Annotated in this window: 11 protein-coding genes; 3 read left to right on the forward strand and 8 right to left on the reverse strand. The window is 49.7% G+C overall.

What is annotated here, in order from left to right; all coding sequences use genetic code 11:
• The 5 genes from GMA8713_RS28145 to GMA8713_RS16840 all read right to left on the reverse strand — a co-directional run.
• A partial coding sequence (locus tag GMA8713_RS28145; RefSeq protein WP_062712433.1) for a calcium-binding protein occupies nucleotides 1-3,428 on the reverse strand: 3,428 nt, incomplete at its 3' end.
• Nucleotides 3,429-4,843: 1,415 nt separating this feature from the next.
• A complete protein-coding gene (locus tag GMA8713_RS16825; protein WP_062712436.1) occupies nucleotides 4,844-5,329 on the reverse strand; it encodes an acyl-CoA thioesterase in 486 nt (161 codons plus the stop codon).
• A gap of 104 nt (nucleotides 5,330-5,433) precedes the next feature.
• A complete protein-coding gene (locus tag GMA8713_RS16830; protein WP_062712439.1) occupies nucleotides 5,434-6,684 on the reverse strand; it encodes an ABC transporter substrate-binding protein in 1,251 nt (416 codons plus the stop codon).
• A gap of 2 nt (nucleotides 6,685-6,686) precedes the next feature.
• On the reverse strand, nucleotides 6,687-8,201 hold the full coding sequence (locus GMA8713_RS16835) for an ATP-binding protein (protein WP_062712441.1): 1,515 nt from the start codon (nucleotides 8,199-8,201) through the stop codon (nucleotides 6,687-6,689).
• The gene (locus GMA8713_RS16840; RefSeq protein ID WP_062712444.1) at nucleotides 8,191-8,898 is read right to left on the reverse strand and encodes a response regulator; all 708 of its coding nucleotides are present in this window, start codon (nucleotides 8,896-8,898) and stop codon (nucleotides 8,191-8,193) included. The genes GMA8713_RS16835 and GMA8713_RS16840 overlap by 11 nt, the downstream gene beginning before the upstream one ends.
• Nucleotides 8,899-9,135: 237 nt before the next feature.
• On the opposite strand from GMA8713_RS16840, the gene ptsG reads away from it, so the two are divergent.
• The 3 genes from ptsG to GMA8713_RS16855 all read left to right on the forward strand — a co-directional run bounded on the left by ptsG (nucleotide 9,136) and on the right by GMA8713_RS16855 (nucleotide 12,113).
• Nucleotides 9,136-10,602 carry a glucose-specific PTS transporter subunit IIBC gene (gene ptsG / locus GMA8713_RS16845; protein ID WP_062712447.1) on the forward strand — a complete coding sequence of 489 codons (1,467 nt, stop codon included), beginning with the start codon at nucleotides 9,136-9,138 and terminating at the stop codon, nucleotides 10,600-10,602.
• Nucleotides 10,603-10,770: 168 nt separating this feature from the next.
• A complete protein-coding gene (locus tag GMA8713_RS16850; protein WP_062712451.1) occupies nucleotides 10,771-11,658 on the forward strand; it encodes a DMT family transporter in 888 nt (295 codons plus the stop codon).
• A complete protein-coding gene (locus tag GMA8713_RS16855; RefSeq protein ID WP_062712454.1) occupies nucleotides 11,655-12,113 on the forward strand; it encodes a hypothetical protein in 459 nt (152 codons plus the stop codon). The genes GMA8713_RS16850 and GMA8713_RS16855 overlap by 4 nt, the downstream gene beginning before the upstream one ends.
• Nucleotides 12,114-12,218: 105 nt before the next feature.
• On the opposite strand, the gene GMA8713_RS16860 is transcribed toward GMA8713_RS16855, so the two are convergent.
• The 3 genes from GMA8713_RS16860 to GMA8713_RS16870 form a co-directional block, all read right to left on the reverse strand.
• On the reverse strand, nucleotides 12,219-13,244 hold the full coding sequence (locus GMA8713_RS16860) for a calcium-binding protein (RefSeq protein WP_062712457.1): 1,026 nt from the start codon (nucleotides 13,242-13,244) through the stop codon (nucleotides 12,219-12,221).
• A 685-nt stretch (nucleotides 13,245-13,929) separates the two neighbouring features.
• Nucleotides 13,930-16,596, reverse strand: a complete 2,667-nt coding sequence (locus GMA8713_RS16865; RefSeq protein ID WP_062712460.1) for a DEAD/DEAH box helicase family protein — start codon at nucleotides 16,594-16,596, stop codon at nucleotides 13,930-13,932.
• A gap of 160 nt (nucleotides 16,597-16,756) precedes the next feature.
• The gene (locus tag GMA8713_RS16870; protein ID WP_062712463.1) at nucleotides 16,757-19,969 is read right to left on the reverse strand and encodes a glycoside hydrolase family 3 protein; all 3,213 of its coding nucleotides are present in this window, start codon (nucleotides 19,967-19,969) and stop codon (nucleotides 16,757-16,759) included.
• Nucleotides 19,970-20,138 lie beyond the last annotated feature (169 nt).

Consider the following 20,138-nt stretch of genomic DNA (forward strand, 5'->3'; position numbering starts at 1 on the left):
TCGTTATCCTGCTCGCCGTAGAGGTGGTCATTACCGTCACCGCCGCGGAGGGTATCATTGCCGGTCCAGCCATAGAGTTTGTCGTCACCGGCCAGGCCGTGCATGTCATCGTGACCCCACTGGCCATGCAGCGTGTCGTTGCCGTTACCGCCGTTGAGGTGGTCGTCACCGTGACCGCCGACTAGGGTGTCGTCGCCGTCTTCACCCCATAGGCCATCGTTACCGTTGCCGCCTTCGAGACGGTCATTGCCCCACTGGCCGTAGAGTTTGTCGTCGTCGTTCCCACCATCGAGGTGGTCGTTACCATGACCACCGACCAGCACGTCATTACCATCCTGACCGTAGAGGGTATCGTCGCCGTCTTCACCCCATAGGCCATCGTTACCATTGCCGCCTTCGAGACGGTCATTGCCCCACTGGCCGTAGAGTTTGTCGTCATGCTCGCCGCCATCGAGGTGGTCATTTCCGTGGCCGCCAATCAGGACATCGTTATGGTTACCGCCGTACAGAGCATCGTTACCGTTATCGCCTTCAAGGCGGTCGTGACCGTCCTGACCATGCAGAACGTCGTTGCCCTCGCCGCCAACTAAGCGGTCGTTGCCCCATTCGCCGTAAAGTTTGTCGTCATGGTTACCGCCATTAAGACGGTCATTACCATGACCACCGACGAGGGTATCGTTGCCGTCTTCACCATATAGCGCGTCGTTGTCATTGCCGCCGTGAAGGTAGTCGTTACCCGTACCGCCGTAAAGTCGGTCATGGCCATTGTCACCAAAGAGGGAGTCGTTATCCTGCTCGCCGTAGAGGTGGTCATTACCGTCACCGCCGCGGAGGGTATCATTGCCGGTCCAGCCATAGAGTTTGTCGTCACCGGCCAGGCCGTGCATGTCATCGTGACCCCACTGGCCATGCAGCGTGTCGTTGCCGTTACCGCCGTTGAGGTGGTCGTCACCGTGACCGCCGACTAGGGTGTCGTCGCCGTCTTCACCCCATAGGCCATCGTTACCGTTGCCGCCTTCGAGACGGTCATTGCCCCACTGGCCGTAGAGTTTGTCGTCGTCGTTCCCACCATCGAGGTGGTCGTTACCGTGACCACCGACCAGCACGTCATTACCATCCTGACCGTAGAGTGCATCGTGACCATCACCGCCTTTGAGGGTGTCGTTACCTAACTCACCGTAGAGTTTATCGTCACCGGTACCACCTTCGAGGGTGTCATTGCCTTCGCCCCCGGAGAGGACATCGTTGCCATCCTCACCATAGATTTTGTCATCACCGGCGTCACCGCCAACGACGTCGTCACCGGTGCCACCTTCGAGGGTGTCATTGCCTTCGCCGCCGGAGAGGACATCGTTGCCATCCTGACCATAGAGCTTATCGTTATCATTGCCGCCGTTGAGGTGGTCGTCACCGGTGCCACCTTCGAGGGTGTCATTGCCTTCGTCGCCGGAGAGGACATCGTTGCCTGATTCACCGTAGAGTTTATCGTCGCCAGTGCCACCTTCGAGGGTGTCATTGCCTTCGGCACCGGAGAGGACATCATTGCCATCCTCACCATAGATTTTGTCATCACCGGCATCACCGCCAATGACGTCGTCGCCAGCGCCACCTTTGATCAGGTCGTTACCATCCTGACCGGTGAGGTTATCATTGCCGTCCTGGCCATAGAGTTCATCGTGACCGTCACCACCTTTGAGGGTATCGTTGCCTGATTCACCGTAGAGTTTATCGTCGCCAGTGCCACCTTCGAGGGTGTCATTGCCTTCGCCCCCGGAGAGGACATCATTGCCATCCTCACCATAGATTTTGTCATCACCGGCATCACCGCCAATGACGTCGTCGCCAGTGCCACCTTTGATCAGGTCGTTACCATCCTGACCGGCGAGGTTATCATTGCCGTCCTGGCCATAGAGTTCATCGTGACCGGCACCGCCTTTAAGGGTGTCGTTGCCTGACTCACCGTAGAGTTTATCGTCGCCGGTTCCACCTTCAAGGGTATCATTGCCTTCGCCCCCGGAGAGGACATCATTGCCATCCTGACCGTAGAGTTTGTCGTCACCGGCATCGCCGCCAATGACGTCGTCGCCGGTTCCACCTTCGAGGGTATCATTGCCTTCGCCCCCGGAGAGGACATCATTGCCATCCTGACCGTAGAGTTTGTCGTCACCGGCATCGCCGCCAATGACGTCGTCGCCAGTGCCACCTTCGAGGGTGTCATTGCCTTCGCCGCCGGAGAGGACATCATTGCCATCCTGACCGTAGAGTTTATCGTCACCGGTGCCACCCTCTAGGGTGTCATTACCTTCGCCGCCGGAGAGGACATCATTGCCATCCTCACCGTAGATTTTGTCATCACCGGCATCACCGCCAATGACATCGTCGCCCTCACCACCATTTATCTTGTCATCACCTTCACCACCCGAGAGGGTATCTTTGCCTTCGTCACCAAAAATGACATCGTTACCTTCATCACCATAAATGGTATCAGCGCCTAGACCACCTTTAATCGTGTCGTCGCCGACACCGCCGGATAGTGTATCGTTGCCTTCTTCGCCAGACAGCTCGTCGTCGTCAGCACCCCCCTCTAAGGTGTCATCACCAGCCCCTCCTTCGAGAAGGTCAAAACCTGAGCCACCAGTTAGGCGGTCATTGCCGTTTCCACCGTAGATTTTGTCGTCGCCACTTTCACCATGAAGCTGGTCATCGCCGTTTTCGCCGTATACAGTGTCGTTTCCGTTACCCGCGGTAATGGTGTCGTTGTATGTAATCGCGCTATCAAGGCTCTGAAAACGAAAGGAGCGCGAGGCTACAGAACTGATTGGAGACTCGCTACCTGTGTCGCCATATAAAATATCATCACCGTCACCACCATCAATCTCATCATCACCAGAGCCGCCATAGACAATGTCTTCACCTTTACCAGCTTCAATCTCATCGTCACCGGCGTTGCCTGACAGGGTGTCATTCCCATCTTCTCCCTGAAGGTGGTCTAAGCCTTCACCTCCGTAAATATAATCATCGCCTGCACCGCCTTTAAGCGTATCATTTCCATCCAGCCCGTAGAGGTTGTCGGAATCATCGCCACCATAGAGCTTATCGTCTCCGGACGCCCCATCTAGAACATCCCGTCCGGTACCGCCAAAAATCGAATCATCACCTGTTCCGCCAGCGATAATGTCATTACCTTCGTCCCCATGTAGCTCGTCATCACCATCATTTCCGAATAGCCGGTCATTGCCAATGCCACCATACACAGTGTCATTTCCGTCGCCACCCGAGACCCTGTCACGACCATCATTACCATAAAGAACGTCATCACCACCGTTTCCATTAATAGTGTCATCACCACCGTTTCCATAGATAGTATCTACTTCAATGGTCCCGTTAAGTGTGTCGTTATTTTCAGTTCCATTAATCGTGTTGGGCATTATTTTTGACCTCATATTGGTTCGCGGCCGAAATAGGCAAATTTAACTTTTAAGTTGTGGGATATTTCGAATGTAACAGTGGTGATAGGGAATATTCAAACCTCTATCGTCTCGAATGTGAGACATGAGTTGTTAGATAATAGGTGTCTGGCGAAATCTAAAGACTGTATGTTTCCATGGTTTCTTTTTGCAATTTACTGAAAACTTTGCAGGCTTAACTAAACGTAATCTCAATAATAACCTCATGAATTTAAACGGTGTTCATTCATTGGCTAAGCTTTTTTACTGAGTGCTACTTTGGATTTTTAAAGATTGATGGTTTCAACTTGGGCTATTTAACCATGCTTTTCTTGTATTGATTTCTTTACCTATTGCCGAGTTTTAAGATATTAGGTTGCTTAATTCTAAAGTACTAGCTTAGTGCTAGGTGGGTGATGTCTACGTAATAGTGGTCGACTGTTAAGTTAATGATTAATAGCAAATAAAAATGATTTTCTCAATTGGCCTATCATAATTTATCGATCCGAGAGAGACTTGACAGGTAATGACCTACTCAAGTGTTAATTAAGGCTGATATTCATGTTTATTGATGCTCTAGTTCTTGTAATATGAAAGTCAGTATCAAAAAAATCGCTGAATAATCTCTCTGACAGTTCCCTACCTCAGAGTGATATTTAAGTTTCTCCTAGTACTTGAGAATCGTCTATTGATATTTGTGGCTAACGATTAACTTCTATGGAACGGCGTGCTTATATTTTTGATGGCTGTGGAGGCTTCGGATTTTTACTATATCAGATATGAATGTCTTGGCATGAAATTTAGCCTGCTAATCGAAATAATAGTATCGAATAAAAACTATATTGTGTGAGGTTTTCTGTAATGAGTGTGGAAGAAGATCGAGTAATAAAGTTGTTATTTTTATTGGAGGTATAAGTCAGAACACTGTGTGCATGGCTCTTTTAAAGTGGTTTAAAAAGCTAAAAACGACCACTGAATTTTTTAGTTTGAAGAAATAAAGTTCACACCGTATGAGGCTGTCGAACGAACTATTTTACGTGGGATTTAACTGAGTTCGTTACACTATAGCTACTATCGTGAGCTTATACCCAAACTACCTGAAGATGCTCTCATTCAGAGGTCATCAGTGCGTTCAATTCGAGGCAAATTTCGCGAGGATTAGTTATTCTGTTTCCGTGGAATTTAACGATGAAGTGGGCGCATTGAGGCCCTCCCTTTGGGCGAGTTGACTGGCGTCATCCTTGTTGTTCCTTTTTGACCTGCAAAGGAACGCCGCGATCACAACGTCAGTCAAACTCTCTGAATCCTACATCTTTAGCTCTTTTAGATATAAACTCCTACTGCATCCAAACATAGCAAAGAAATTTGGAGATACTGAGTAGAGAGCCTATTGTTTCCTACTTAAGAAGTTTTACATGCGCTTCCATCTCTTCGCCGATTTGCTTACGCATGTTCATCAGACGAATGGCAGACTGCTCTAGCTCTTTGTCTTCGTCAGTCTCCGGCATCCATTTCGGGATAGGCGTCGGTTTACCGTTTTCGTCCACGGCCACCATAATGACGATACAGTGGGTCGTCAGACGGTTTTTCATCTCTTTCGGGTCACTGGCCTGCACATCAATTGCAATATGCATGGAAGATGTGCCCGTATAGATGACTTTGGCACTGACTTCGACAAGGTTGCCAACGTGAATTGGTTGCACGAAGCGAATACCGCCTGCGTACGCCGTAATGCAATATTTGCCACTCCATGCCGCTGCATTTGCGTAGGCTGCAAGGTCAATCCATTTCATCACGGCACCACCGTGTACCTTTCCGCCAAAGTTGACGTCTCCGGGCTCTGCCAGAAAACGTAATGTCATTTCCCTTTGTCCTGCACTCATTCTTTGTCCTTACTGCATGAGATCTCTTGGGTATATTCTATTTATAACAAACGCAGTAAAGGCTGTAGAGCTTTATCGAAATTTCTTATGGTTAGCGATTAACGTTAGCCATTGAAGTGCACGCTGGCAGCAATTTTCATTAACTGGCTGATAGCTTCTTCTTCAGTAAAGGTATCGTCATTGAAGTAGTGGTTAATCAACTCAAGCATGGCTTCCTGAAGTTGGGGAGCGACAGCCATGGAATCGGACATGCTGGGGAGTAGGGTGTTGTTTGCTTCGGCATGAACAAACGCCTGTTTGGACGCTTTGGCGCAGAGATCAAATGGCGTCATGTCGACATCTTTGAGAATGGGAATAGAGCCTTTCTTCTGGTTAAAGCGGGACTGAAAATCAGAGGAAACCAAGGTGTTTGCCAGTTGATTCGCCATGTTTTCAGAGGCTTCTGTTCTCAGCCGGAATAACACAAAACTATCGACATTATAGATAAAGGTATTGGCGGTTCCCGGTGCGGGCAGGCAGCCATAATCTTGATTAGGGGTGAGCTTCATATAACTGAGCTCTCCTTTAACCCAGTCTCCCTGAAGCTGCATGGCGGCTTTTCCCTCTGCCATATTCAACGTCGCGGTGTCCCACGAAACAGGTATCGATGGATCGGTCATATAAGGTTTGAGGCGACGGAATGTCTTAAATAGCTCAACGGTTTTTTGATTCGTTACCAAGGCATCATCAAACTCAATCAGGAGTTCACGATAGTAATCACTGCCATAAAGACCCAGTGCTAGCACTTCAAACAGAATCGCCAATTGCCAAGGCTCATTGCCAATGGAAAGGGCAGGGATCCCTTGCTCTTTCAGCGTTTCAGCGACGATAAAGAACTCATCCCAATCCGTTGGTGGAGTCAGCTTGTGTTCGTTAAAAACAACCTTGTTTACCCATAGCCAGTTAACGCGGTGAATGTTGACAGGGGCAGCGACAAAGTGATTTTTGTAGGTGTTGATGCTGGTAGCAATTTCAGGGAGTCTTTCGTCCCACTTTTGCTCGGTGGCGACAGAGTGTAAGTCAGAAACAAAACCCAATGTCGCCCAGGATTGGATTCCCGGCCCTTCGATCAGCGCCATTTCCGGCGGGTTTCCGGCAATGGCTCTGGCTTGTAAAACGGTCATTGCAGTATCACCACCACCGCCATGAACGGGCGAACTTTTTAACGCGATACCTTGTTGTTCGAGCGCAGATCCCAGCTCTGCTAATGCCTCACGTTCGCCGTTCGACGTCCACCAGTGAAGCAACTCTACGGCATCAGCCAATGAAGGGAAACTGGCTGCCAGTAAAGCGGTGGCGAGAAGGGTTCTTTTCATTGTTATTCCTCTCTGGGTAGCGACAGAGTGACAACGAGGCCACCATCTGCGTGATTTTGCAAAACCAACTTGCCAGCATGACCACGAACAATATTGCGTACGATACTCAGCCCAAGCCCTGTGCCTTCTTTCTTTTCCTGATGGATGCGAAAGTAGGGTTCGAACACGCGCTCGCGAAGTTCATCCGGAATACCGGGACCATGGTCTCGGATTTTGATGACCAGATTGCGGGGGGTATCCAGCACGCTGACATCCACGTGATCGCCATATTTCACGCCGTTCTCTATCAGGTTGTGCAGCATTCGTTTGATGGCAACGGGTTTACACAGAAACGATTGGGAAGCAGAGCCCAAAACGCTGACCTGACTTTCTCCAGAGCCATAGAAGGCGCTGATTTCCTCGAGGACAGCGTTGATATCCACCCATTCGACCTGCTCGCGGATATCTGTGTCTTTGATGTAGTGCAGGGCACCTTGCACCATAAACTCGAGCTCGTTGAGTGAACGTTCAAAACGAATTTTGGTTTCTTCATCATCGAGCATTTCCGTGCGAAGTTTCAGGCAAGCAATAGGGGTTTTGAGATCGTGGGATATCGCGCCGAACAGCAGATCCCGGTCGCGTATATAAGCGCGTATCCGACGGTTCATGGTGTTGAATGCATGGACGGCCGCGATGAGTTCGCCGCTTCCTTCTTCTTTGATAATGGGCGCATCCATCTTGCTTCCCATCAATTTGGCGGCGCGGGCTAGATTCTTAATTGGCTTTATCTCCCGGCGCACGATCAGCCAGGTACAAAGCAAAACAAACACCGAGGTCAGCAGGATGAAATTAAGCTGGCGAGCATCAAGAAAGCGTGATTCCAGCGAAACATAAGGTGCAGGAAGGTTGGTGGCCAGATACAACCATTGCTCCGGTGCATCGGGCGTGCTTTGCTCATTGGGGAGCTTGAACTGCATCACCAGCACGGGTGGGTCGTCTTTCACCTTTTCGATGGTGTAGCGGGCAAAGGCGCGGGGAATATCATCAAGTGGCACTTCTGCATCGTAAACCCGCAAATCGTCGCGCTTGATGAAGTTAATGTCGATAGACATTTGCTGGCCAAGCGTTCTTTTCAGTACTTCGCTGACGGTTTGTTCCAGCTCCCGTTTTCTCTCCGATGCCGCTAATCCTCTAGCGTCAATTCTCTTGCTGTTGAGCGAGATAAAAAAACGGGTTCCGCCCATACTGCGATTTTGCTCAAGCACCAAATGGCGGCTAGATTTAGGCAGTTTGCGATAATAAGAGACAGTGAATGCCGCATTGGAGGCAATGCTTTCCAGCGCGGTTTCCAAGCCTTCTTTTTCCTGCAAATAGCTGTATCGATACCAGACCGCGCTGGTCAGTGCCTGCGATGTCAGAATGACCAGAGAAAGCATCAGAATAAAGCGGCTGGCGAGACCCAGCGGCCAGATTCGATTGAGCAGCTTGCCCTTCGTTTCGTGCTTATCGTCTTCTTTTGGCTGAGGCTCAGGCTTCATGAATCACATCCGCACTCAGCATATAACCTTCATTACGAAGGGTGCGGATCAGCAAATGGTCCTGATCTTCCAGTTTGGCGCGAAGACGACTGACCTGAATATCTATACCGCGTTCGAGTGGCATGGCTTCACGGCCGCGAATGGTTTCGGAAATGATGTTGCGGCTAAGGGGTTTGTTAGGGTGGCGAAGGAAAAGACTAAGCAATGAGAAATCAGCGCCTGATAGGGTGGTTTCATCACCGCCCGGCGTCACTAGAACCCTTGCGAGAGTATCGAGCTTCCAATCGAGAAAACAAATATAACGCGCGCCCTCTAAACTCTGATTGAACTGAGAACGACGCAGCAGCGCTTTGATACGCGCCAACAATTCACGTGGGCTGAAGGTTTTGGTGATGTAATCATCCGCGCCCAGCTCTAATCCGGTGACTCGGTCGATTTCATCGGTCACGGCAGTAAGCATGATGATAGGGACGTTGGAGGTTTTACGGATTTGGCTACAGAGCGTGAAGCCATCGTCTCCCGGTAGCATCACATCGAGGATAATCAGACTCGGCTCTCCCTGGGCCAGCACCTTGTGCATCTGCTCGCCATCGACGGCGGTCACAACGTCGAAGCCTGATTTGGTCAGGTAAGCACTGAGCGCATCTCTCAATTCTTCGCTGTCATCGACAATCAAAATCCTTTTCTGAAATGCCATGATTCATCTCCTTGTTTTCCTCTGCACAATCATGGCATTGCGGAAAATTTGGACGTGGGATGGGCGGCGATTATGCGAACGGTTTCACAGCTTTTTCTGGGGTAATTCAACTATGTAACCGTGTTGATACAAACCGATTTCCAAATGATACCTACGGCGGATCTCAGCGAAATAAGATGAAAGCATCCCGACACATTGAGGCCGGGAAACACACACTTCATTTAAGAGGGATCTGTTATGTTCAGCTCATTCTTTGGACAAGCACAAAAAGTCGGGCGTTCGCTGATGCTGCCTGTCGCTGTGTTGCCAGCGGCGGGTTTGATGCTCGGTGTCGGTAACTTTGGTTTAACGCAACAACTGTTCTTCCCAGATGCTTTCTGGTCAATCATGATGCAATCCGCGGATATGATTTTCGGCAACATCACGCTGCTATTTGTCATTGGTGTCGCGATTGGTCTGGCGAAGAACAACGATGGTACCGCCGCACTGGCTGCTGTGGCAGGTTGGATTGTGTTCAATGCCGCCATGGGACAAACCGTTGTACTTCGGGGCATAGAGGAGCATCAGGGGTATTTAACCCAAATGATAGGAATAAACAGCCTGAACACCGGGATATTCGGCTCGCTCCTGATTGGCTCGTTTGCGGCTTACTTCTTTAACCGATTCCACACTATCAAGCTGCCAGACTATCTCGCCTTCTTTGCCGGTAAGCGTTTTGTGCCGATTATTACTGCCTTTGTGTCACTGTTCCTCGGTATCGCCTGTGCCTTTGTCTGGCCGCTGGTGAGTGCCGGCATTTACGGTGGCATTGATGCAGTCAGTGGGCTTGGCCAGCCAACCGCATTCGGTATTTATGGCTTTGTTGAGCGTGCGCTGATCCCACTGGGCTTACACCATGTGTGGAATGCGGTGTGGTTCTTTGAAGTAGGTAGCTTCGTCAACGAAAACGGCGACGTGGTGCGCGGTGAGCTGCAACGCTTCTTTGCTGGTGACAAAACAGCAACTGGTCTTGGTGGCGGCTTTATGTACACCATGTGGGCTTTGCCAGCCGCTGCATTGGCGATGTATCACTGCGCTGCGCCAGAGAAGAAAGTCATGGTAGGTGGCTTAATGGCATCCGCTGCGTTCACTTCTTGGTTGACCGGTATTACTGAACCTGTCGAATTCACCTTCCTGTTCGTCGCACCGGTTCTGTACTTTGTACACTGTGTGCTGACTGGCATTGGCTTTGCCATCACGAACTATTTTGAAATCCTCCACAGTACCGATTTCGCCCACGGCGCGCTTCAGTTCTTCCTCTACTGGGGGCTGTCAGAAAATGCGGCACTTTACGCCATCATCGGCCCTCTTTGGGCGGCGCTTTACTACTTCCTGTTCCGCTTCGCGATTACCACGTTCGATTTGAAAACGCCGGGTCGTGAAGGGGAAAGCGAAGCAGAAGCGGCGACGTCAAATGTCGTTGGTGAAGAACTGGCTCACAGCTTAGTGTTTGCCATGGGCGGCAAGAGCAATATCCAAAATGTGGATGCGTGTATCACCCGACTGCGTGTGAACCTGAAAGACATCAAGCAAGCCAACATCGATTCGATTAAGGCGTTGGGTGCAATAGATGTGGTGGTAGTTGGTGACAATCTGCAGGCTATCTTTGGTACTCAATCTGACAACATAAAAACGGATATGAGTGCGGTACTCGGCTCCTCCTAATTCCCCCAGGAGGGCGGAGTGTCGCTCATATAGGGGCTGGCGAGCTCCTTCTGACTCTTGCGGTGCTTCGGCACCGCTTTTTTTGTTATTTCTCGCAATTTCAATGTTCACCACCGAAACGGAGTGGGATAATGCTCACTGCTTTGTTCTTTTCATTTTTGGTGTGGGATGTTGTCTGAAAGACGCGCTTCTTTGATTTTGTTATTTGCTACCGTGTTAGCAGCCTGGGGTTGGATTTTCTCTAAAGAGGCGATCCAGGGGCTGCCGCCCTTTGGCTTTATTGGCCTTCGTTTTATTGCTGCCTCTTTGTTTTTACTTCCTTTTTGCCTAAAGGCATTCAAACGTGCAGAAAAGGCTGATCTTATTCGCGCGGGTGGTGTAGGGAGTATCCTCTCTTGCGCTCTGCTCTCATGGATTTATGCCATGTCCGTTAGCACCTCAATCGGTGAGGGCGCATTCATCATGAGTCTGTCCATGCTGTTTGTGCCACCTATCGGGTGGTTGCTGTTCAAGCAAGCACCGCCTCGCATCTTCTGGGTGTCGATGCCAATAGCAGTATGTGGACTTGCTCTGCTGTCACTTGGTGGTGTGGGTTGGCAGTTATCTGCAAGCCAAATCTGGTTCCTGCTGGCAGCACTCTGTCTGGCGATTCATTTCAATGCCAACAGCCGTTACGCCCAGCGTATTCCTGCGTTAGTACTGACCTGCGTGCAACTGTTTGTGACAGGTGTAGTCGCCACGATTGCCTCACTGCTGACGGAAACCTGGCCAGAACATGTGCCATCAAATATCTGGGTGTGGTTTGGGCTCAGCGTGCTTGTCGCGACCAGCTTACGTTATCTAATGCAAACCTTGGGGCAGAAAGGTGCGAGTGCAGCAAATGCGGCAATCATTATGATTCTGGAACCGGTCTGGACGGTGATCCTGAGTGTAGTTTGGTATCACGAAGCCATGCCTGCCCACAAGATTGCAGGCTGTTCGCTGATTCTGGCGTCATTGCTGATTTATCGTGGGGCGCAGCCTCTTCGTCATCTCATTCGTAGGAAAGTGAAATGATTGCACAATTGAAATCTGCCTATTTCGGTGAGCTATATGGTATTGCTTTTTTCCAGCACTTTATCGAGCGACGTCGGGATGGTGACAAACAACGAGTTTGGCAACTGTTGTTGGATGTCGAGTTGCTAACTGCAAAGTGTTTGCGAGAAGGGTTCGAGCAATTGAGTGAGTTTGTACCAGAAACTGATCAAGCGATGACGTCTAAAGGCATTAAAGATGCTGGGAAATGGATTGATCTTCCTTGGCAATCTGTAATCGATATCATGGTGGATTGGGTTGCACCTTACCAACAACGCTATCAAGAGGCCACTGACAGTGCGACTGAGCATCTCGAGTTGTTCGAATTAGTCAGTGACCATGAAAATGCAATTTATGATTTTCTGTTATCAGAGCAAAAAGGCGAGATTGATAGTGTAAGCTTCCTCACCGATTTCCTGAGGAAGTATCAATCTTGATGGTGGAGACACTGGTAAGTATGTTGCGTCAGGTTGCTGAAGAGCAGGCGAGATAACAAGGCGGCTGAGCCGCCTTGGACTTAGTAGTTGCTTGAGCGTGAAGGTTTAAACCAATTCGCAACCGGTCACAAACTCGATGCAATTTGCGTCGAAGCAACCCCAAACATTGTTTACCTGAACAGTTGTGCCATCGCAGAAGTCCAGCGTGATACAGCTTCCGTATTTGGTGATGTTGATTTGATGAATAGATGTTGCCAGAGAATCATCAATCTGGATTTTGTCGTCCCAGCAATTGAAGTCGGTGATCTTGTCTTTGCCATCATGGGCATCAAAGTAGAAGGTATCTTTACCTAGGTTACCGGTCAAAATGTCATTGCCCTGGCCACCGGCGATGAGATCATTACCCCAACCGCCATCGAGTTTGTCGTTACCGCAGCCACCGTCAAGGATGTCATTGCCACAGTCTCCGTCCAACTTATCGTCTCCGTTTCCGCCAAACAGTTTATCGTGGCCCCAGCCGCCATTCAGATAGTCATTGTGGTCACCACCGTGCAGATAGTCGTTATCGCAACCACCAAACAACTCGTCGCATCCTGCGCCACCGAATAACTGATCATCGCCATAGTAACCGACTAACTTGTCATTGCCGTTGCCGCCTTTCATGACATCATTACCGCAACCACCATCAAGATAATCATGACCATTGCCACCGAAGAGAGTATCGTGTCCATCGCCTCCCCAAAGTTTGTCGTCACCACAACCGCCTTGCAGGAAATCGTTACCCCATTCTCCTTTCAACGTATCGTTGCCATTTCCGCCATACAGCACGTCATCATCACAACCTCCATAAATCAGGTCATGTCCATCGCCACCTTTAATAGTGTCGCAACCGTTACCGCCTTCTAGTTTGTCGTCACCGCAACCACCATCAATCCAGTCGTTGCCATTCCCACCTTTAATGTGATCGCTACTTCCACTGCCAATGATTTTGTCATGACCATCTCCACCGTCGATGAGGTACTCGTTGCCGTAGGCGACGATGTAGTCATCGCCGCCCTTGCCGTAGATCCAATCTACGTTGCAATTGCTGATGATGGTGTCACCACAGGAAGTTCCGTATATGGCTGTCATTTGTTATTTCCTTCTATCTACATTATTGACGTTGTTTGTGCCCTAATGCATGAAAGGCCTTAACAATATGACAGGATATATGGACATTTTTGTAGGCTGGGAATGAGGAATATAGTTATGAATTATAAAGTGATATTGAATTCTTTTGCCTGAATTTACAGTGTTTTTGGATGGTTTTTCTGTATGAATTTATTGACATTTGTGTGGGGTGAACACACGTAAAGAGAGGCATGATACATAAGTCTTACTAACGCAATGTTTTTATTGCGAAATTCATGAAATTCTAATTCAAAGTACCATAAACAGCTGTGAATTGTGATTCACCCGCGATTGACGCGGGCGTTTATGATGTGGGAGCAACAAGCCACCTGCATGGCAAGGGATAGGTGGCCTGTTGCGAACTCTGCATGGATAGATATCTAAGCAAAGTGCACAGCAAGCTGTACGACTCTGATAGTGAGCGGCTAACTGACTGAATACAATGAACTGTTACCAAAGTCAGACAAAATTGACACATCCAGAGAGCAAGATTTAAAAAGCGAGTGTCAGAGCCTGGTTCTTTTTTGGTTAATTAGTGTTGGTTATCGCATACCTGTTTGTATTGATATGAAGACAGTTTGGTGTCGGCAGAGCGTCAGGTATTTACACACGTCTAGCGGGTTCTTGGTCTCTTGGAATCGGCGTCTTAGTTCCAACGATCTTGGCGCCTGACCTCGTTTTCGAAGTTTGACGAAAAAGCTTTCATTTTTGACTGCAAGAGCGCCTGCCTTCCTTCCGGTGTTCTTGTGTAGATCAGCTCGGAAAGGCTGACGTGTTGACACCAAGCCTTATAGAAGATCATCGCGGTCTCTTTCTTTGCAGCAAACCGGAGGGGGACAGCATGGTAATCGTCGCGCTTGGTGCCTAGAAATTTGCCTTCCCGAATCACCAAATATCTTGGGTTGTCGATCGGCGAAACAATCTCATGCATGCAATCGGCGAATATCGAAGACTCATAGAAACTGCAGCCAGACAGAGAGAGATAAAATTGCCCATCTGCTGTTTCATAGACATTGACTTTCATTCTGCGGATAGAGGTTTCTACAAATCCTGCCTGACAAAGCGCTTCTGCCAGTGCCACACCCATTTGTTTGAGTGCCCCATCTACGGGTAAGAAACGTAGCAAGGTTTTGGTGGTCGCGACGGTTTGCGGAAATTTGTAGATAAGGGTGGCAGTGAGTGCCATAGCCAGCAGTAACAATACGTTGCTAGAGCTTTGGAATAAGTGCACCGTCCAAAAAAAGGTGCCGGACAAGGCGATCAACAGCTGTGAAAATAAATAGCGCCAGCTGTTTTTTAGCATGTATCCATGGAGCGCCTGAATTTGTGGTGTTTTGACTGAAGGTAATACCCGCGCTGAGCCTTCAACAGTTAGCGCCTTCTTCCAGCGCTCACCCGCGCGCTCGATATCGTTAAAGCGCTGGGTCATTTGCGAGTTGTTGGCGAAAATCGGCGAGGTCCCTTTTTGGACATAATCATGTTTTAGCCATCTGGCGGCCATACGGTCAAAGCCGCTTTCGATGGTATCGTCTTTCTCGGATAGGCCGACAAATGTATCAAAGCGTCGCTTGAGATTGTCATAGTCAGACCAACCGGAAAAAGCCTTTATGTTGATGGCGGCAAGATGCCAAATCGAACTGATTTTATCCGGCGCGCTCTTGTCGATACGGATAGCCCGCCCGCGCATTTGATTGGTGAGCATAAACGAACCGACTGAACTGGCGAGGATCAATGAATTGATTGCAGGTGCATCCCAACCTTCGCCCAACAACGAACGTGTGCCGACAAGCACCTTGAGTTTGCCTTCCATCAGCAGCGCGGTAAAAGCGATGGTCAGCTGGTTTAGTGGTGCAGTCACTTTCTGATATTGCCCCTCATTGCCCATGGCTTGGTTTTTGACTTTGTCATGACCAATATGCGCGATGAGGTCGGGCAATAGTGAAGTGGGAATAATACTCAGCCTCCCGGTCAGCAGACCTACCTGCTCACGAATGGGTGAGTCTGAGGTGATGGTTTTAAACACGGGCCAAGCGCCGAGATTGTTTTCTCCGGCATCGATTTCTGATGTCAGGTTTTCGTCGCGGATATAGTCAGTCAAAAAGACCTGCCGCAAGGAATCGCCACGTTTTTTCAGCTCAAGGTGATGAATCTTGCTGCAGGCCTCAACCTTGGCGCCGCTTAACGCAAGCGATCGCTCATTGCGACGTGAACGTTCAAGTGATAATTCGCGTTTGTAGAGGAGCTCATTGGCTCTGAGCTGCTTCTTTAAATCGTCGATAAAAGACTGATGTTCTTCGCCATGCAGGAAGGTATTTGAGAAGAGCACCGTTTCAATTAATACCTGCCACCAATGTCGGCCAAGCTCTGGAATATCAGTGGCTGTAAGGTCCAACAGTGTTTTTAGTTGTGCATCGAGGGGCAGGTTTTTGGCTTTCAGAAAACTCAGCAATGCGATGGCGATTTCAGGTTGCTTTATCACTGCCAGCTCAAACTCGCCTTCACCCAGCCAGGGGTGGGCAAGCACGACGGCTTCGAAGGTTGGGTTGCTGAAAAGTGATTGGCAAAGCGTAGACACCTGCTCATCATATTCTTCGATCTGTTTGCTTTCTTTTTGGGTCGCATTGCAGGCCCAGACATAATCCTGATGGGCGCAGAGTGTGCCGGCTTTCACTAACTCAGGAACAGAGATTTCCTCATCAATCGGGCCGCATAGCTGTTCGTATCGCGTCCATTCATGACCTTGTGCATCATAAGGGGGCGTTGCAGTCAGGGAGACCAGCGTGATGTCGGGGATTTCCTGACACACTTTTTCGAGTGCTCGCCACCACTCATTGCGAAGGTGATGGGCTTCGTCGAGGATCAGGACTTTAATCTTGTGGGTTTGCAGAAGCTGAATAAAGCAGTCAACTTCTTCGCCTTCCAATCCATCGCCATCTTCAAGCGTCGCGGCTTCGTCATCTTCACTGTCCAACACGTCAGAGAGCTTGGTATGCAAAGCCTGATAGGTGATGGAAGTGAGCGTTTTTGGCGCGGTAATAGAATTGCTGACCCAAGGTAATGTCTGTACCGAGTCGGTGTCGCAAAAATCTTTAAGACGGTCAATCCATTGGTCGCGTATCACGCGGGTTGGGGAGAGCACCAGAGTCGGTTTCCCCAATAGGCGGAACACCTCCAACCCCAAGGTGGTTTTGCCAGCGCCAGGCGCAGCGACGATGTGCAGTCGTTGATCGTTGAGATGCTCTTGAATGGTATCGAGCACGCGGGATTGATAGGGTCGCCAGGGGTAGCAAAACGACATAGATTTGAACGGCATGGATTCCTTTCCACATAATCTTCTGACATCAAGATGTTACCGTATCAGGCGCGTCTTCTCTTTTGCATGGGCTGGAAAATCGGAGGTTAGTCGGGGGAATTGTCGAGAAAGACAAAAAAAGCCCGCCGAAGCGGGCTTTGATAGCAATTTCTGAGTCAGCTTATTGTTCCAGTTTGATGTTCCTGATGCGGTAAACCACACCAGCTTGTGAAGCATTCCAGTCGGACAGCGTTGCAAACGGTGTGTTGACCTTGGTGATGTCCAGTGCGCCCGTGTTTAGTTCAGCAACAGGAACCACGACTGAGTGCCATTGACCAGTAGCCAGGCTGCCCATTGGGTAATCGTTGCCCGATCCAGCGGTCGACTCCATCTTCACGACGACTTCATCCGTCTGGGTTTCACCAGGGTTCACTGGCTCTCCATAGCTTTCGATATAAATATCGAACGTCAGGTTGCCCGAAAGGAAGTTGGAAAGGTTCAGTGTTTTACCTTTCACCAATACCAAACCTTTGTAGAACTCTGGGCTGGTTGCATCGTAAGCGACTGTGAACTCATGGGTGGCATCAGACGGAACATTGCCTGTCACCACAAGGTGGTCAGTGAGGTTTTCCCAAGTGTCGGTGCGAGCTTGCCAAGTGCTGATGTTTGGCTCCCACGTTTCCCAAATATCAACGATATCGCCTTCAAGCGGCGGTTCTACAGGGACTTTCAGCTCTTCACAGGTGATGGCGTCTTCAGCAGCATCCAGACTACGTGGCACATAGCGAACCTCACCCAGATTGAACTCAACTTCCTCGTCTGCATAAATCAGGAATGGGGTATTGAGGATCTGGAAGGCCATGCCTTCGTCAGCAAAACACTGCAGCGGGATCTTAATGGTCGTCCACTTGGTTTCGTCCTGACCGCTTGGTGCCGGCAATACTTTGTGGATGGGAACCTGACCCAGACACGGCCACTCACAGTGGGTGGCGAGAATCATGCTTTGCGGCGCGGTGGATTTCATGTCGATATCAAACTGCAGCGTCGCGTCAGCATTCAGATAGCTTTGCTTGTCGACAACCTGCTCATCCGCAGTCTGCATGTAAACCTGCGCAGGCGCTTCACCCGTGAACTTCACATTGATCGCATCCTGCTGGTGGAGGTGATCAATCGGCGTGGTGGTGATGGAGCCAATGGTGGTTGGTGTGCCGTTAGACACTGTCACGCCGACCCAGCCATTCGATGAGCCCGCAATGCGAGGTGTAAATTCGTCATCGGCTGAACGACCAAAGATTTCCAGATTGGTGGTCGCAATACCATCATCTGGTGCGTCCAGACCACAACCGTATTCACGCGGATCAAGTGGCAGGTTATCTAAGTCGATATTCAGCTTGCTGCTTTTTTTCTTGTTGTAAGAAAGGCCATATCCGTAAGCGAACAGCGGTGCGTGGTCGTCATCGATATTTTGCTCCATCTCCGGTGTTTCATAGTTCACCAAGTTTGGTGCTTTTCGGTTGATGGTGGTAGAACATTTGGTTTTTGGCCAAGAGAAAGAAAGACGACCGCGGAAGTCTTTGTCGTCCACACCAAACAGAACGTCAGTGATACCACCTGCTTCGGTGCCCGGCAGCCATGCTGCTACAAAAGCGTCAGAGTGGTTGATCTCTTCATTCACATAAAGTGGACGGCCAGAGAAAAACACAGTGACGACTTTAAAGCCTTGCTCTTTCAGCGATTTAATCAAACGAAGATCTGCGCCATAAGAGGATTTCAGCGTGGCGTATTCAAGCGTCTTGGTTTTATTGATGTCTCCAAACATTTCGGCATAAGGGTCTTCACCAATCACTACGACGGCAGTGGCATCTTGTGGTGCAGAAGAGACTTCCGTAAACACATTCTCTTCACCGACCTGAGCCTGCATCGCCATTAACATGGTGGTGGCACCCGGAAAGTCACGTTCTAGCGTGTTTTCCGTGCCTTGCCAGGTCAAGGACCAGCCGCCTGTTTGTTTTTGGATATCATTGAGCGCGCTACCGACGACCAGATATTGCTTCTGGGTAGAAAGGGGGAGCACTTTGTTTTTGTTCTTCAAAAGCACCAGTGATTGGCTGACGGCTTTACGCGCCAGTTCACGGTGTGAGTCCGAGCCCAGAATGTCCTGTTTACCTGCGAGACGACGTTCGGTTGGCTGAGGCTTCTCCCAAAGGCCTGCGCGCATTTTCACGCGAAGAATACGGGTGACTGCATCATCAATGCGGCTCATTGGAATGGTGCCGTCATTCACCTGATCGATCACATTGCGGTAGAAGGCCTGCCAATCTTTACGGGCTGTCACCATAAAGATGTCGTTGCCAGCGAGGACTGCCTGAGGACAGTTGCCTGCGGTACAGCCGTTGATTTCACTGTGACCATTCCAGTCGGTGACAACCAGACCGTCAAAGCCCATTTTGTCTTTCAGCACATCGTTAACGATGTACTTACTGCCGTGGAGCTTTTTATTGTAGTTGTCTGTGCCCATCACGTCGTAGTTGGCTTCGTTGTGCCAAGAGTTAAACGACGTCATGACCACTTGCGCACCAGCATCCAGGCCCGAGAAGTAGCCCGTTGCATGAATATTACGAAGATACTCTTCGCTATATTCATTCTTGCCGCGGTCGACACCGTCAGTGGTACCACCATCCCCCAGCCAATGCTTGACGTTAGAGATAACGTGACGCTCACTTTTCAGGCCTTTTACGCCGCCTTGCAGGCCTTCAACCATCTTTCCAGCGTACTGATAAACGATTTCGGGATCCTCTGAATAGCCTTCGTAAACACGCCCCCACCGATAATCACGCGGGGTAGCGACAGTGGGTGCGAATGTCCAATCAAGGCCGGTTGCAGCGACCTCGCGTGCAGTGGCTTTACCGATTTGTTTGATAAGTTTGGGGTTGTTAGCAGCACCAAGGCCAATGTTATGTGGGAAGACAGTGGCTTTGAAAACATTGTTGTGGCCGTGCACGGCATCGGTTGCCCACATGAAAGGAATACGGAAACCACGTTCTGCATAAGCTTCTTCAAGGGCAAGATAGTATTTGTCCGCTTCTTCCGCCCAGTCCTGTGCTGTGGCGTATTTATTGCCGTCGGGCCAGCCTCCACCTCCGTTAAGGATGGAGCCCAGTTTGTATTCTTTGGCTTCTTCAGGTGTCACGCTGCGAAGGTCGGGTTGGATCATCTGTCCGACTTTTTCTTCCAGCGTCATTTGCGCGACCCGGCTTTCAACCTCCGGATCCTTTTTGATGGCGCTGTTAATCTGTGGCCAATCTGGGAAATAGGGGACTTTCGATTCGAGAAAGCACCCCGTCAGAATAGCCAGTGACGTTACTCCTGACACTATGATTTTTCCTTTGAGCATAGAGCCCCTCCGAGGGTAGTCAGTTCTATTTAGACTGCGTGCTCACTATCTCAATTGCTTTTTGAAAGCGCTTTCTTTAGGTGTGAGATCACTCCCTCGAGCACACTAATTACTGATACATTTGTTGTTCAGTAAACTAGGCATGGTAGGGGCTTTTCGTTACGTTAAA

It is taken from the genome of Grimontia marina, assembly GCF_900060185.1.
In the GTDB taxonomy this organism is placed as follows: domain Bacteria; phylum Pseudomonadota; class Gammaproteobacteria; order Enterobacterales; family Vibrionaceae; genus Enterovibrio; species Enterovibrio marinus.

What these genes read in the sequence shown, in the direction of transcription:
- GMA8713_RS16825 (WP_062712436.1), bottom strand. Translation starts at nt 5,329, where the DNA reads ATGAGTGCAGGACAAAGGGAAATGACATTACGTTTTCTGGCAGAGCCC.
- GMA8713_RS16830 (WP_062712439.1), bottom strand. Translation starts at nt 6,684, where the DNA reads ATGAAAAGAACCCTTCTCGCCACCGCTTTACTGGCAGCCAGTTTCCCT.
- GMA8713_RS16835 (WP_062712441.1), bottom strand. Translation starts at nt 8,201, where the DNA reads ATGAAGCCTGAGCCTCAGCCAAAAGAAGACGATAAGCACGAAACGAAG.
- GMA8713_RS16840 (WP_062712444.1), bottom strand. Translation starts at nt 8,898, where the DNA reads ATGGCATTTCAGAAAAGGATTTTGATTGTCGATGACAGCGAAGAATTG.
- ptsG (WP_062712447.1), top strand. Translation starts at nt 9,136, where the DNA reads ATGTTCAGCTCATTCTTTGGACAAGCACAAAAAGTCGGGCGTTCGCTG.
- GMA8713_RS16850 (WP_062712451.1), top strand. Translation starts at nt 10,771, where the DNA reads ATGTTGTCTGAAAGACGCGCTTCTTTGATTTTGTTATTTGCTACCGTG.
- GMA8713_RS16855 (WP_062712454.1), top strand. Translation starts at nt 11,655, where the DNA reads ATGATTGCACAATTGAAATCTGCCTATTTCGGTGAGCTATATGGTATT.
- GMA8713_RS16860 (WP_062712457.1), bottom strand. Translation starts at nt 13,244, where the DNA reads ATGACAGCCATATACGGAACTTCCTGTGGTGACACCATCATCAGCAAT.
- GMA8713_RS16865 (WP_062712460.1), bottom strand. Translation starts at nt 16,596, where the DNA reads ATGCCGTTCAAATCTATGTCGTTTTGCTACCCCTGGCGACCCTATCAA.
- GMA8713_RS16870 (WP_062712463.1), bottom strand. Translation starts at nt 19,969, where the DNA reads ATGCTCAAAGGAAAAATCATAGTGTCAGGAGTAACGTCACTGGCTATT.